Origin of the sequence: Colwellia sp. BRX10-4, from assembly GCF_014077465.1 — a bacterium.
Taxonomy (GTDB): Bacteria; Pseudomonadota; Gammaproteobacteria; order Enterobacterales; family Alteromonadaceae; genus Colwellia_A.
The window spans coordinates 15,718-30,516 of the sequence record NZ_JACGVZ010000006.1 but is presented as its reverse complement, the minus strand read 5'-3'; the positions used below and the strand labels follow the sequence as shown (position 1 = coordinate 30,516).

The following is a 14,799-nucleotide window of genomic DNA, read 5'->3' as shown; positions in this document are numbered from 1 at the left end:
TAATTAGCGGGAAAAGTATTTTTTCAATGCTTCTTCAGGTATAGGTTTACTGATGTAATATCCTTGAACTGCATCACAGCCAATGTTGCGTAATACCCTTAGTTGTTCTTCGGTTTCAACTCCCTCGGCTAAAACACGTTTACCTAAACCATGAGAAAGCTCAACCATAGATTTAACAATCGTTAAATCTGAATCATTACTTGCGACTTCTTCAATAAAACTCCGATCAATTTTAATTTTGTCGATAGGCAGTTTACGCAAGTATGCCAATGAGGAATACCCTGTACCAAAATCATCAATTGAAACTTTTATGCCCATATTTTGCAAAATAACAATGGTATTCATTGCTGTTGCTATTTCTGTCATCACAACATTTTCGGTAATTTCTAAATCTAAGCATCTTGGTGTAATTTGATACTTAAAAAGTAAGGCTTGGATATTTACAATCAATTTTGGATCTTGAAATTCAACAGCGGTGATATTAACCGCAATAGTCACTCGACGATGATATGCTTTTTGCAAACGTGCAATAGTTTGACATGCCCGTTCAAGCACATAAATGTCTAGGTCACTAAGCAAGTTAAGCGATTCAATATCAGGTAAAAAACTTGCTGGTTGTAATAAACCACGTTCTTGGTGTTGCCAGCGAACAAGCGCTTCGAAGCCCTCTATGCGATTATTTAATAAGTTAAGTTGTGGTTGAAAATAGAGTACAAATTCATTATTTTCAAAACCATCGCGAATTTCTTTTTCCATGGCAAGTAATCTTCGACCATGCGATTGCATTCCTGTTTTATATTTGACCGTCGCCACATTTTGGCTTTCAGCTTGCGCTAAGGCTAAATTAGCTTTTTGTAATAAATCTTCAGCTAATCCCCCATCCCCGGGATATAAACAATAACCAACAGAGCATTGTAATAATACTTTATGTTGTTTGATATGGTACGCCCGACTTATTAAGCCGTGTAAATGTTCTATTGCAGCGGCTTGTTGCTTTTCGTCAACACCATCAATAATAAAAACAAAAGAATCACCACTTAATCGTCCAACTACCTGGGGTAGAAATATACTTTCATCAAGTCTACGCGCTATTTCACCTAAAATAGCATCTCCAACCTTAAGCCCGTATGTATCATTGACAAATTTAAAGCCTTTAATATCTAATAAAAAAACCGCTAAGTTTTGTTGGTTACTGGCGGTTTTTTCGATGATTAAAGGTAGTTTTTCCATGACTTGTTGTCGGTTTAACGCCCCCGTTAATGAATCATGCTTACCTAAATATTGAGCTTTATTCATTGCAGAGGTCGCAATACTTCGCTCTGCCCCTTGCATCCAAATAAGCAGAGTAAATGCTAATAAAGTAAAGGCACCCAAATCAAAATAAATCAGTAATTCCGCTAATGGCCTAAACCAATACTCATTAATAAGTACAATAGAAAGAAAGGAAAACAAAACATACCGGCCCCCCATAATAAGACTATAAACAATAAGAATATGTGCAGAAAAATATTTTTTAGGCAAGTTATATAAATAAAAGGCTGTTAATAATAAACCACAGCCCATCACAAATGCAGGTAAACTCTCTCGCAGGTAAAAGCGGTTATAAACTTCGTTAACCTCAAACCCGTAGAGTAACGTTGCCATTAGTGCGAACAGAGCACTGAGTATAAAGATGCTATTGGTGATTTTTTTAGAAATGATTTGTTTTGAAACTGCACTATAAATACCGAGTAAAAGTGCGCAGAGATGAAAGTAAAAACTAACTTGAATACCTACTGTAAGCAGAACTTTCTCTAAGGCGATAACACTGAGGTCGTTAAGTTGGGTTTCAATGGCAAGACAAAGTTGATGGGCACTTAAAGAAAATAGGCTTACCGCCCAGTAGGTAACATATTGTCGGCCTACTCCCCGAGTATATAGCAAAAAAAATATAGCAAGTAAGCCAAAAACTAGGGCTTCAACAGAAAATAATAGACCGTGATAAAAGTCTTTCTCACCTACCATGTTATATTCTCTATTAAGTTGCGAGCATCCATTAAATATTCTTTTGCTTAGCAATACAAGACAGTCACTATTATTATTTGCTGATTATACGGTAATTTACCATTGAATATATTTCACACAAGGTTTGTACATCAAGCTATACTAAGCGCTAATTGACTAAAATTTTCCCACTTTATGTTTACTGTTGCTGTAAGCGAAAATTTAGTAGCATGGGTATAAGCATTCAATCATGGCATTAAGGAAAAATCATGGAATACAACACCTCAGAGCTTTGTAATATTTATGCCGACCTAATTGATGTTGTTGATCCTATCTTTTGTAATTATGGCGGGCGCAGCTCTTTTGGTGGTCAAGTAGTTACCATTAAGTGCTTTGAAAATAATGGTTTAATCGCACAAATTGTAGCGACGGATGGACGAGGAAAAGTCCTTGTTATTGATGGTGGTGGCTCAACACGTAGGGCACTGATTGATTTTAACATTGCTGAACAGGCCGCTAACAATGCTTGGGAAGGAATTGTTTGCTATGGCAGTGTCCGTGACGTAGATGTAATAGAAGAACTCGATTTAGGCATTCAAGGCTTAGTCTCTATTCCTGTTGGTGCTAGCGACCAAGATATTGGCGAAAGTGATTTAGCAATAAACTTTGCAGGGGTAACATTTCTACCTGAAGATCACATTTATGCTGACAATACCGGTATTATTCTGTCACCAGAGCCGTTAGACATTGAATAAATCATCTAGACTTTACATTCAGTAAGTTACGCCCACTGACTTAAATTGGGCTCACTTAGCTGGTGCACTATGTGGATATTGTTCGAGCCAACGCCTAGTCCAAATTTCAATTTCATCAAAAACAACCCCACGACTTAAATATCGACCCTCTGCATATTCCCCGCCCATTGATATAAATGCTTGTTCAGTATTACTATTATTAATTGAGGTGCCTATAAGAGGTAGTTTCATTGCCCGGGTTAAATTGATCAGCGCATTAATAATGGCCTTATCTGAGCTACCACTCTCAATGTCATTCTCACGATTACCCAACAAGCCACAATTAATTTTTACTTGGTGGATACTCAGCTTTCGTAAGTATCGTAATGACTCATAGCTGCCTGAAAAATCCCCTATCGCGATCTTTATATTTAAAGATTTCAGCTGATCAATAATCGCTTTTGCTCTTTGGCTAGCAGATAAAATTAGCGCTTCTTTAAACTCGATAATTAAAGAATTTGTATTAATACTATGTGCTTTAGTTTGTAAAACAATGTAGTCAATTAATGCCGGTTCAAGTAACTCTTTACTAGCAAAGGTAATGGTTACTGGCCTTTCAAAGCCTACCTTTTGTAATTGAGCAATGGCCTTACAAGCTTCAACAATCATCTGCTTTGTTAATAGATAGATATCGCCACTATGCTCGGCAATGTCAACAAATTGGCTGAGTCCACGCGGTGCTTTATCATCGCTATACCAATGCACATCCATTTGAAAGCCGACAACTTTTTTATTCGCTAAACCTATTTGTGGTTGTAAATACCAATGTAATTTTTCATCGGCTATATCTTGTTTTAATTGCTCCATACGCTGTAATTGTTGTTCGGTATAAAGTGCACTATTGTGGTCAAAGTAACTAACAACCTGTTGATTTTGTTCTGAAACGAGCAAGGCATCTTCAGCAAATGAAATAACCTCACTGACACTATTACTGTATTCCCCTGTATAAGCTGCACCAAAAGCCAATTCAAAATTAAGAGAGAAACTTTTGAAACTCATTGCTCTGGGCACAGCAGCCATAAGCTCACGGCAAAGTTGATCAACTTTAGTATGGTCAGGGTAGTTGTCAGTACTCAAGTCTAGTACAACTAAAAAATGTAACCCTTGAAGCCGAGCGATTTTTATCGGTGTTTGTTCATCTGAAAAGTTAACCAATAAAATATTTTCAGCGACTTTCTTCTGTAAACAATACGCTAATTGTAATAATAGAATATCAGAGTTATGGTGACCTAAAACGGTGTTAACCGCTTGAAAATTTACTGGCTTAAAAACAATACTCACCAAGCGACGCTTAGGCTGCTGCTTTATAACATTTTCTAATTTTTCCAAGGCTTGTTGATAACAGGGTAAATTTGTTGCTGGGTCTAACAAATATGCTGTTAATATTTTTTTACTAATATCTTTGCTATTATTAAGTTCGACGCGAATGGCTTGCACTAAATACCAACAACCATTGACCAAAGCAGCTAGATAGGAAATAACGATCGCCGACACTAACCAAACCACACTGATAAAAGCATTTAACCACGCGAAAAGAATAATCACGAAACAAAGGTGTATAAACCACTGCACCGTTAATCTCACACTATTAAGCTCTTTGATTTTTTTTGACGAAAGCACCGCAACGCCAGCACATGCAAGCACGAGTAAACTTGCCACCAGCCAAGCTAAATAACCATCAATAGCGGGTAAAAACCATAAACTAAAAACAAAAGATAGCGCTGTTGCGACGACAATAAAATTGATGACATAATTTACTTTTTCTGCCGGTTGAGAATAAGTGCTTCGTAGCCAAAAAAATAACACCGAAGAAAAAATCATCGCTGATGAAAGTATCAATTCACTTTGATGGCTTTTGGGATAAGCCAAGGCATAAAGCATCAATAAAACACTCAGAGAAATCAGTAACGGGTGACGAAGACGAATGTTTTTTAAGGGCTTAACTAAGGCGATGATTAATATAACTGGAAACATTAACCCCAATACAAAGGCAATATTAAATTCAGTAAAAGAAAAAGAAGCGGCTTGTGCCGTACTCGAAAATAAAAACAAGCTTAACACTACCATCAAAAAACCAGTGAACGAGAAGCGCGTCGAGCGAAAGTGTTTCATATAAAGCCTTTTACCTAATGACAACAAACCTATACGATTGATGAGTTTAACTAGGAAATCAGATCAATTATTGCAATGCCAAACGGGGTTTATCGCTAAACACCATCAGACGAACCTGCGTATTGAAGTAGAACGGGTATATATTAAGACTAAGCAATATAGTGAAGTTTGTATAGGGTGTTTTTAACTAGGCTTATCACAGAAGAAATTATCACCTGAATATAAACACATTTAATTAAATTAAATGGCTTTATTACCCGCCACAAATAATTCACTCAGTGGGTTTACGCCAAACTGATAACAAAGTTCCGCCGGTTGCTCTATATTCCACAAGGCAATATCTGCATCAAAGCCAAGCGCAAGTTGACCTTTATTCGCTAAACCTAGTGCTTTAGCACCATAACAAGTAACACCAGCTAGTGCTTCTGCCGGTGTTAATCTAAAGAATGTGCATGCCATATTAAGCATCAGTTGAATATTATGAATGGGTGAAGAACCGGGGTTTGCATCGGTCGCAATCGCAATTGGCACTTGATACTTGCGTAATAATTCCATGGGCGGTAATTGTGTTTCACGAAGAAAATAAAACGCTCCGGGTAACAATACTGCAGTCATGCCTGCAGCTTTCATGGCTTTAATACCGGCTTCATCTAAAAACTCGATATGATCAGATGAAAGCGCATTATATTTTGCCGCTAATACGGTAGCGCCTAAATTTGATAATTGCTCAGCATGAACTTTTATCGGTAGACGATGTTTTTGTGCGGCAGCAAAGACACGCTCTGTTTGTACTAAACTAAAACCAATACTTTCACAAAAAACATCAACCGCATCGGCTAATTTACCTTTGGCAATGATGGGTATCATTTCATCACAAACTAAGTCGACATATTCATCAGGATTATCTTTGTATTCAACAGGTAAAGCATGAGCGCCAAGGAAAGTCCGCTTTATAGTAACCGGAAGCTTTTCAGCTAACTGCCCTGCTACTTTAAGCATTTTAATTTCGTTTTCTGTATCAAGACCATAACCCGATTTAATTTCAATACTGGTCACACCTTGTTGATGTAATGCAGTTAACCTGGGTAAGGCACTGGCTAATAATTCACTTTCACTGGCTTTACGTGTTGCAGAGACTGTTGAGACTATGCCACCGCCAGCATTAGCAATTTCTAGATAGCTTTTACCGAGTAAGCGCATTTCAAATTCATTGGCTCGGTTACCGCCATATACGATATGAGTATGACAATCAACGAGTCCGGGCGTTAACCATTTTCCTTTTCCATCAATAACCCGTAATGATTTTTCATCATATAGGGGTAAAGAAATTTCAGCACCTAACCAAGCAATTTTACTTCCACTTATTGCTAAAGCACCATTTTCAATAGCACCATAGCTGTTCGAGCCATCAGTCATAGTCGCTAGATTTACATTAATGAAGAGAGTGTGCCAAACAGAAGAATTAATCGTCATAATAGATCCAAAAGGTGATTTAAACGCTAAACTTTCAACCAGCGTTTATATCAAAAGATGGCGGTATTATAAGCGTAGTGTTTGATTGCTAATAACGCTACTTTACGCGATAGAGAATAGACAAGCAAGCTTGTATATACAACCCTTGACATCGGCACTTATAAATGAGATTGTATATACAAGTTATAGCGTTAAGACGACAACAGTCTTATAAACAATAAACCTAGCGAATTAACATGACTAAAGTAAAAACAGCAAAATTTACCGTAATAAAGCAGCATATTTGCCAAAAAATTGAATCTGGCGAATGGCAGCAACATGCAAAAGTCCCTTCTGAAAATGAACTCGCTGATCAATTTTCAGTAAGTCGTATGACAGCAAGACGTGCTTTACAAGAACTTACCGAGCAAGGACTACTGATCCGTTCGCAAGGTTCGGGCACTTTTGTTGCAACGTTTAAGTCACAGTCTTCGTTATTAGAAATTCGTAATATCGCTGATGAAATTCAAGAACGAGGTCATCGACATCACGCTAAACAGCTTACCTTGAAAGCGGTTGCTGTTAACGAAGAAATCGCTATTTTACTTAACTTAAAAACTAATTCAATTAATAGCGTATCAGTTTTTTATTCTGAAGTACTACATTTTGAAAATGATCAACCGATTCAACTTGAACAACGTTTTGTTAATAGCGACTTAGTAAAAAATTATTTACAGCAAAACTTCACGCAAATAACGCCTCACGAATATTTATCAAGTGAAGCGCCATTAACAGAAGCAACACACGAAATAGAAGCTGTATTAGCACAACCCCATATTTGCCAATTACTTCATATAGAAGAATCAATGCCTTGCTTACAAGTAAAACGTCGTACTTGGTCAAGTAAAGGGGTGGTCAGTTTAGCGACCTTAACCTCTCCGGGTAATAAGTATCGTTTAGGCAGTCACTTAAAATTCTAAAAAAATAATCATCCTTTTTACAACCCATAGTTAGGAAAATATCATGACTATCAAAAATACCTCAATAGACCCAAGATTAGATACAAGCCGAGTGATCAGAGCAGATCGTGGTAATAAAATTACCGCAAAAAGTTGGTTAACAGAAGCGGCTAAACGCATGTTAATGAATAACCTTGACCCTGAAGTTGCTGAACACCCACAATCATTAGTGGTCTACGGCGGGATCGGCCGAGCCGCACGCAACTGGGCTTGCTATGACAAAATTATTGAAGTATTAAATCGTTTAGAAGATGACGAAACCTTAATGGTCCAATCAGGCAAGCCGGTTGGTGTATTTAAAACCCACTCAAATGCGCCACGTGTTTTAATTGCTAACTCAAACCTCGTGCCAAACTGGGGTAATTGGGAACACTTCAACGAGCTCGATAAAAAAGGCTTGATGATGTATGGCCAAATGACGGCGGGCTCTTGGATTTACATTGGATCACAAGGTATTGTGCAAGGTACTTATGAAACCTTCGTCGCGATGGCTAAGCAACACTTTGGTGGAAGCGCTAAAGGTAAGTGGGTACTTACTGGTGGGTTAGGCGGTATGGGTGGTGCACAACCTCTAGCAGCAACTATGGCTGGTTTTTCAGCATTAGTGGTTGAATGTGATGAAACTCGAATCGACTTTCGTATCAAAACTCGTTATGTAGACAAAAAAGCAAAAACGTTAGATGAAGCTTTAGTCATGATCAACGAAGCATGTGCTAAAGGTGAAGCGATATCTGTTGGCTTATTAGGTAACACCGCTGACGTTTTCCCTGAATTAGTAAAGCGTGGTATCACACCCGATGTAACCACAGATCAAACGTCAGCACATGATCCATTAAATGGCTACCTTCCACAAGGTTGGACCATGGAATACGCAGCAGAAATGCGCTTAAAAGACGAAGCTTTTGTAGTAAAAGCAGCCAAAAAATCAATGGCGGAACAAGTACAAGCCATGCTCGACTTACAAGCGGCAGGTTCTGCAACAACAGATTATGGTAACAACATTCGTCAAATGGCTTTAGATGAAGGGGTGAAAAAAGCTTTTAACTTCCCCGGTTTTGTACCGGCTTATGTTCGTCCCTTATTTTGTGAAGGCATAGGTCCTTTCCGCTGGGTAGCATTGTCTGGCGATCCAGAAGATATCTATAAAACAGATGCAAAAGTTAAAGAATTGATCCCTGATAATCCTCATTTGCACAATTGGTTGGATATGGCTCGAGAGCGTATCGACTTTCAAGGTCTACCGGCACGTATTTGTTGGGTCGGTTTAAAAGACCGTGCACGTTTAGCGTTAGCTTTTAACGAAATGGTTAAAACTGGCGAATTATCTGCCCCCGTTGTTATCGGTCGAGATCATTTAGATTCAGGTTCAGTTGCTTCACCAAATCGTGAAACTGAAAGTATGTTAGATGGCTCAGATGCCGTTTCTGATTGGCCATTACTTAATGCCCTACTTTCAACGTCTGGTGGGGCTACTTGGGTAAGCATACATCACGGAGGTGGTGTAGGTATGGGCTTTAGCCAACATTCAGGTGTGGTTATTGTTGCTGACGGAACTGACGAAGCAGCTCAGCGTATTGGCCGCGTTTTATGGAACGACCCGGCGACAGGTGTTATGCGTCATGCCGATGCGGGTTACGATATAGCCGTTGATTGTGCAATAGAGCAAGGCCTTGATTTACCTATGATTGATGGCGCTAACGGTAAGTAACTTTTTCTTAGTGGCTGATGTAATAACTTAGTGCAGCCACATTAAAGAAAACTCATTTAACAAATTCATTAGAATTAACGAGAAATACATGTCAGATATAAGCACATTAAACATTATTCCAGGGCAATTAACCCTAGCGCAATTACGCAACGTCGTTAAATACGAAGGGATTCAATATAGCCTTGACGAGAGTGCCTTTGATGCGATTCATCAAAGTGCTGAAGCGGTACAACAAGTTATCCGTGAAAACCGTGTCGTTTATGGTATTAATACCGGCTTTGGTTTATTAGCCAGCACACGCATAAAGACAGAAGAGCTAGAATTATTACAACGCTCTATCGTACTTTCTCACTCAGCGGGTTTTGGCGAATACATGGAAGATTCCACAGTACGCTTAATGATGGTATTAAAAATCAATTCATTGTCACGTGGCTTTTCAGGCATACGTTTAAAAGTCATCCAAGCCTTAATCACTCTACTTAATGCTGAAGTCTATCCATGTGTACCCAAAAAAGGTTCAGTTGGCGCATCTGGCGATTTAGCGCCACTTTCACATATGGTTTTACCTTTACTAGGTGAAGGTGAAATGTCGCATGACGGTGAAGTCATTACCGCCCTTGAAGGTTTAAAAATTGCAGGTCTTGAACCGATAACACTTGCCGCTAAAGAAGGTTTAGCGCTACTTAACGGTACACAAGCATCTACGGCTTTTTCTTTGGAAGGTTTATTTCACGCTGAAGATTTATTTGCTGCTGCTGTGGTTATTGGCTCAATGTCTGTTGAAGCAGCATTAGGTTCACGTGCGCCTTTTGACGATCGCGTTCACCAAGTACGTGGGCAAATAGGCCAGATAGATGCAGCAACCGCTTACCGTTATGTTTTAGATACAAACTCTGAAATTGGTGGCTCTCATGTTGATTGTGAAAAAGTACAAGACCCTTATTCATTACGTTGTCAGCCACAAGTGATGGGTGCCTGTTTAACGCAAATTCGTCAGGCCGCTGAAGTGCTTCATATCGAAGCCAATGGAGTAACTGATAATCCATTGGTTTTTGCCAATGAAGGTGATTTTATCTCGGCAGGTAATTTCCACGCTGAACCTGTCGCTATGGCAGCTGATAATTTAGCCCTCGCCATTGCTGAAATAGGTTCGTTGTCTGAACGTAGAATGGCACTATTGATTGATGCAAATTTAAGTAAGCTCCCTCCATTTCTTGTAGATAACGGCGGTGTTAACTCAGGTTTTATGATAGCTCAGGTAACCTCAGCAGCTTTAGCATCAGAAAATAAATCGTTAGCTCACCCGGCTTCTGTTGACAGTTTACCAACGTCTGCTAACCAAGAAGATCACGTATCGATGGCTTGCTTTGCTGGTCGTCGTTTAGCTGATATGGCAGAAAACACCAATGGTGTCTTGGCCGTAGAGTATTTAGCTGCCGCGCAAGGTTTAGACTTTAGATCTCCTCTTAAAGGTGCTGAAAAAGTTGAATTAGCCAAAGCTATTTTACGTCAAGAAGTAAGCTTTTATGATAAAGATAGATACTTTGCTCCTGATATTGCACAAGCCTCAGATATTATTGCTGATGGTGAATTAAATCAATTAATACCCGCAGGTATACTACCAAGCTTCTAGTATTTAATAACAATATAAAAATAAAGCCCGTTAATGAAAATTAACGGGCTTTATATGTTCAGGATGAACGGTATGCCATGATCACATGGATGTGAAAGAATGACGATGTTCAGGATGAATGGTATGCCATGATCACATGGATGTGAAAGAATGGCGATGTTCAGGATGAAGGGGATGCCGTGCTCACAAGGATGTAAAAAGTAAAGCAACACCTATTACTGCTAGGTATTCACGCATTCATCTTATTAATACTCCCCTGCATATCAATGTTTGAGACAAGGATATTAGAGAGTATCAGGGCCAGACTAACGTGGGGAAGTTACCCAATAACCTAGACTTAACTAGTAAATATAATTCAATAACAAACTTGACATAATATGTCATAGTTGCTAACTTTATTTTTACAGAAGTGATCATAAATTTTACCTCTTCATAATAATATAACAACAGTATCTATATTTTTTTAACCTGTTAATCTATTGAAGTATTAATAACAAGGAGTTAGCGGTGGAATACATACTTTTCTTTGAAACATGGATTGTTCTAGCCATATTATTTGCTTGCGCAGAAATTTTTGTTCCCGGTGGTATCCTCTTAAATTTAGGTATTGCCTCATTATTAGTCGCTATTGGTGTACAACAACAATTACTCGATACTTGGACTCTAACTTTAACGACTTGGTTTATTCTTGCTTCATTTTTACTCTTTGTACTTTATTTTGTCACTGAGCGGTTTTTCAGTGGTGAATATACCGTTGAAAATATTTATGAAGAACTAGACATATATGGAAAAGAAGTAACGGTTATAGAAAAAATTGGACCAGGCACTCATGCTGGTCGTGTAGAATTTCAAGGCACTACTTGGACAGCACTGAGCGACGGTTCAGAGTTACAAGAAGGTAGTCACGCCACTATTGTTTGTAAAGAAAATATCTCTTTGGTTGTTGAACCGATAAAGTAACAACAACAACAAAATTATCATTCTAACTAAAAATATGGGAGCAACCTATGCTAGCCACACTCACCTTTGTCTTTCTTGGATTACTGTTTATCGTTGTCAAACTGGTCCTTATTGTGCCAATGAAAGAAGTTTGTATTATCGAACGTTTAGGTAAATTTCGCGCAATAATGCAACCTGGATTACATTTTCTTATTCCTTTTATTGACCGTGTCGCTTACCGTCATGAAACAAGAGAACAAGTCTTAGACATCCCTTCTCAAAGCTGTATATCTCGCGATAATATTCAAATTGAAGTCGACGGCTTAGTTTATATTCAAGTTATGGACGGTGCCAAAGCCAGCTATGGTATAGAAGATTACCGCCGGGCTTGTGTGAATTTAGCGCAAACCACTATGCGTAGTGAAATTGGCAAGTTAAAACTCGGACAAACGTTTTCAGAACGAGACACCCTTAACGAAACGATTGTCCGTGAAATAGACAAAGCATCGGATCCTTGGGGCATCAAGATGTTGCGTTACGAAGTTAGGAATATCACACCTTCTGCTAATGTCATTCATACCCTTGAAAAACAAATGGAAGCCGAGCGAAAAAAACGTGCTGAAATTACATTAGCGGAAGCTGACAAAGAGTCGACAATAAATTTATCAGAAGGTGAGCGTCAAGAAGCCATTAATATTTCAGAGGGTGATAAACAACGACAAATTAATGAAGCGCATGGTTTTGCAAAAGAAATTGAAATACTAACGCAAGCCACCGCAGAGGGCATGAACATGATTGCCAAAGCGTCAATGGCTCCGGGTGGCGACAAAGCAATAAAAATGCGTTTACTAGAGCAATTCATTAAACAAACTGGGTCTATTTTAAAAACTGCAGATGTCTCAATTATGCCTGCTGAAATGGCGAAATTAGAAGGCTTTTTCGAAGGCATGGACAAAGTAACGCAAACCGTTCAAGGAGCAAAATAATGATCCAGCAAACTATAAGTAATATTGGTGGCAGTAACCTTGATATCGTGGTGCTGGCTATTTGGGGCGCTATATTTCTCTTTCTAGCCTACAAATTTGTACAAGCTATTTGCTTAGTACCAACAAAGTCTGCCTATGTCGTTGAACGTTTAGGCAAGTACCGCTGTACCTTAGAAGCAGGCTTTCATCTTTTATTGCCATTTATTGACCGCGTGGCTTTTATTCAAGATTTAAAAGAAGAAACAATCGACGTACCACCGCAAGAATGTTTTTCAAAAGACGAAGTGAATGTTGAAGTAGATGGCGTTATTTACATCGAAGTCATTGATTCATTAAAAGCAAGCTACGGTATCACTGACTATCGTTTTGCCGCGATGCAATTAGCACAAACCACGACACGTTCGGTTATTGGTACCTTAGACTTGGACAGAACCTTTGAAGAGCGTGATGTTATCAGTGCTAAAGTGGTAGAAGTATTGGATAAAGCAGGCGAAAGTTGGGGAATACGTGTTCATCGCTATGAAATAAAAAATATAACACCACCTGATACCGTTAAAAATGCCATGGAGTTAGAAGTTAATGCAGAGCGTGAACGCCGGGCAATTCTAGCAAAGAGTTTAGGTGATAAGGCGAGTCGTATTAACCGTTCAGAAGGTTTAATGACTGAAATGATCAATATTTCAGAAGGTGAAAAACAACGTCGTATAAATTCTGCGGAAGGTAAAGCGGCACAAATAATTGCTATTGCGCAGGCAACTGGGGATTCAATCGCTAAAATAGCGATAGCCATTGAGCAACCGGGTGGACAACAAGCACTTGATTTACAATTAACCGAGCAGTACCTTCAACAAATGCAAGGCTTAAGCCAGGCAAACAGAAAAGTTATTTTACCGGCAAACTTACTTGATTTTAAGCAGTGGTTAGCCGTATCAGGTATTAAATAATAGCTAAGCTTCAAAATAGTAGAATAAATAAAGCACGTAGTTAACTCGCTTTTTAACTAGGTGCTTTGATAAATAAAATTATGTTATTAACTTGAAAATAAAAAAAAGCCAATGAGTAATACCATAACCACTGAGCCAACCACAAAAAATGATTACCCATCGTGAGTTTTTTTCTGCTAAACCTATTCGAATCTTAGTGACGGCAATATAAATAAGGGCCGCAATTAAAGCAGTAATAAAATGAATAAGTAAGGTATTAATTTCGCTATTTTGTTGCCACAAAAACACAATGCCTCGTTTGTTAACAAAAAATAAGTTTAATAACGAAATATGCAACCATAAAACAAAAAACAACTGAGTGGCTTTGTTAGTTAACCAAGCTTTAAGCATCTTATAACCCTGCAACCGATTTATATAACCAAACAATTAAATCATCATGAGTAAATTGATAAGTAAAACTATTACGCAGTTTTGCATCATTAATACGTTTACCAAAACGCATTGATGTTTCAAACGAGAACTCTGGCAACGGCAAGTTTAAAGCCTCAGCTGCCGCATGGTAATAATGTTGTTTAGATGTTTCTGTAGCGCTTACCGCGTTATAAATACCCCTAATGTTTCCATCTTTAATGATCTCCATTAAAACACCAACCGCATCATCCTGATGGATTAGATTAATAAAGGCTTGTGGGTCAGAAAGTAATTTTCTTCCTTGTAAAAACCTACCGGGGTGTCGCTCAGGGCCAATTAATCCGGCCAAGCGCAATATAACTGTTTCGCCTGAAAAGGCCTCTGCTGCTTTTTCGGCGCGAATTAGAGTAGCCACTTTATCAGCGTTCATATCTAGCACTGATTGTTCATCAACTAAACCTGACAAACCATTATAGACAGCAGTACTACTTAACAAGACAATTTTTTTTACACCGCCTAATTCAGCCATTTCAATTAACTGGGCAACTTTTTCAGGGTAATCGCTTCGCCCTTGGCGGATCTGTGGTGTTATAGAAATAATAAGCGTATCGTGACCAAAAACACTTAACACTGTTGATTTAGGATCTTCAACAGGTAAAATCAAAAGCTCTGTATCTATTTGCTCTTTAGCTAGTCTTTGCTTTTTCTCTTCACTTTGTACCGTTACTGTGACGCGATATTGTTCTCTCAATAATTGCTTTGCTAAAGCGTAGCCAAGCCAACCACAACCTATAATCGCAACATTTTTTGCCATAGTA

The 14,799-nt window shown here is 38.6% G+C and carries 12 protein-coding genes; 7 read left to right on the top strand and 5 right to left on the bottom strand.

Going from position 1 to position 14,799, the window contains the following annotated elements:
• Positions 1-3 precede the first annotated feature (3 nt).
• On the bottom strand, positions 4-2,004 hold the full coding sequence (locus tag H4J67_RS07005) for a bifunctional diguanylate cyclase/phosphodiesterase (RefSeq protein WP_182203261.1): 2,001 nt from the start codon (positions 2,002-2,004) through the stop codon (positions 4-6).
• Between the two features lie 248 nt (positions 2,005-2,252).
• Here H4J67_RS07005 and rraA point away from each other — a divergent pair, with 248 nt between their 5' ends.
• Positions 2,253-2,738, top strand: a complete 486-nt coding sequence (rraA, locus tag H4J67_RS07000) for a ribonuclease E activity regulator RraA (RefSeq protein WP_182176483.1) — start codon at positions 2,253-2,255, stop codon at positions 2,736-2,738.
• Positions 2,739-2,789: 51 nt separating this feature from the next.
• Here the strand turns inward: rraA and H4J67_RS06995 are convergent, their stop codons facing one another.
• Positions 2,790-4,889 (bottom strand): EAL domain-containing protein, encoded by a 2,100-nt coding sequence (locus H4J67_RS06995; RefSeq protein ID WP_182203259.1) that lies wholly within the window; start codon positions 4,887-4,889, stop codon positions 2,790-2,792.
• Between the two features lie 240 nt (positions 4,890-5,129).
• Positions 5,130-6,362 (bottom strand): imidazolonepropionase, encoded by a 1,233-nt coding sequence (hutI, locus tag H4J67_RS06990; RefSeq protein ID WP_182176485.1) that lies wholly within the window; start codon positions 6,360-6,362, stop codon positions 5,130-5,132.
• Between the two features lie 236 nt (positions 6,363-6,598).
• On the opposite strand from hutI, the gene hutC reads away from it, so the two are divergent.
• From hutC to H4J67_RS06960, 6 genes are all read left to right on the top strand, one after another.
• On the top strand, positions 6,599-7,321 hold the full coding sequence (gene hutC / locus H4J67_RS06985; RefSeq protein WP_182203257.1) for a histidine utilization repressor: 723 nt from the start codon (positions 6,599-6,601) through the stop codon (positions 7,319-7,321).
• 64 nt (positions 7,322-7,385) lie between these two features.
• Positions 7,386-9,068 (top strand): urocanate hydratase, encoded by a 1,683-nt coding sequence (hutU, locus tag H4J67_RS06980; protein ID WP_310650683.1) that lies wholly within the window; start codon positions 7,386-7,388, stop codon positions 9,066-9,068.
• Positions 9,069-9,156: 88 nt separating this feature from the next.
• A complete protein-coding gene (gene hutH, locus H4J67_RS06975; RefSeq protein WP_182176488.1) occupies positions 9,157-10,701 on the top strand; it encodes a histidine ammonia-lyase in 1,545 nt (514 codons plus the stop codon).
• A gap of 507 nt (positions 10,702-11,208) precedes the next feature.
• Complete coding sequence (locus H4J67_RS21005) at positions 11,209-11,661, top strand: NfeD family protein (RefSeq protein WP_182176489.1); 453 nt, start codon at positions 11,209-11,211, stop codon at positions 11,659-11,661.
• 47 nt (positions 11,662-11,708) lie between these two features.
• Positions 11,709-12,626, top strand: coding sequence for a slipin family protein (locus H4J67_RS06965; protein ID WP_182176490.1), 918 nt, complete (start codon positions 11,709-11,711; stop codon positions 12,624-12,626).
• Positions 12,626-13,570, top strand: coding sequence for an SPFH domain-containing protein (locus H4J67_RS06960; protein WP_182176491.1), 945 nt, complete (start codon positions 12,626-12,628; stop codon positions 13,568-13,570). The genes H4J67_RS06965 and H4J67_RS06960 overlap by 1 nt, the downstream gene beginning before the upstream one ends.
• A gap of 78 nt (positions 13,571-13,648) precedes the next feature.
• Here H4J67_RS06960 and H4J67_RS06955 read toward each other — a convergent pair whose 3' ends face one another.
• Together H4J67_RS06955 and H4J67_RS06950 are read right to left on the bottom strand one after the other, a co-directional pair.
• Complete coding sequence (locus tag H4J67_RS06955) at positions 13,649-13,960, bottom strand: hypothetical protein (protein WP_182203256.1); 312 nt, start codon at positions 13,958-13,960, stop codon at positions 13,649-13,651.
• A 1-nt stretch (position 13,961) separates the two neighbouring features.
• Entirely contained in the window at positions 13,962-14,795 is an 834-nt protein-coding gene (locus H4J67_RS06950) for an SDR family oxidoreductase (protein WP_182176493.1), read from the bottom strand.
• Positions 14,796-14,799: the final 4 nt, after the last annotated feature.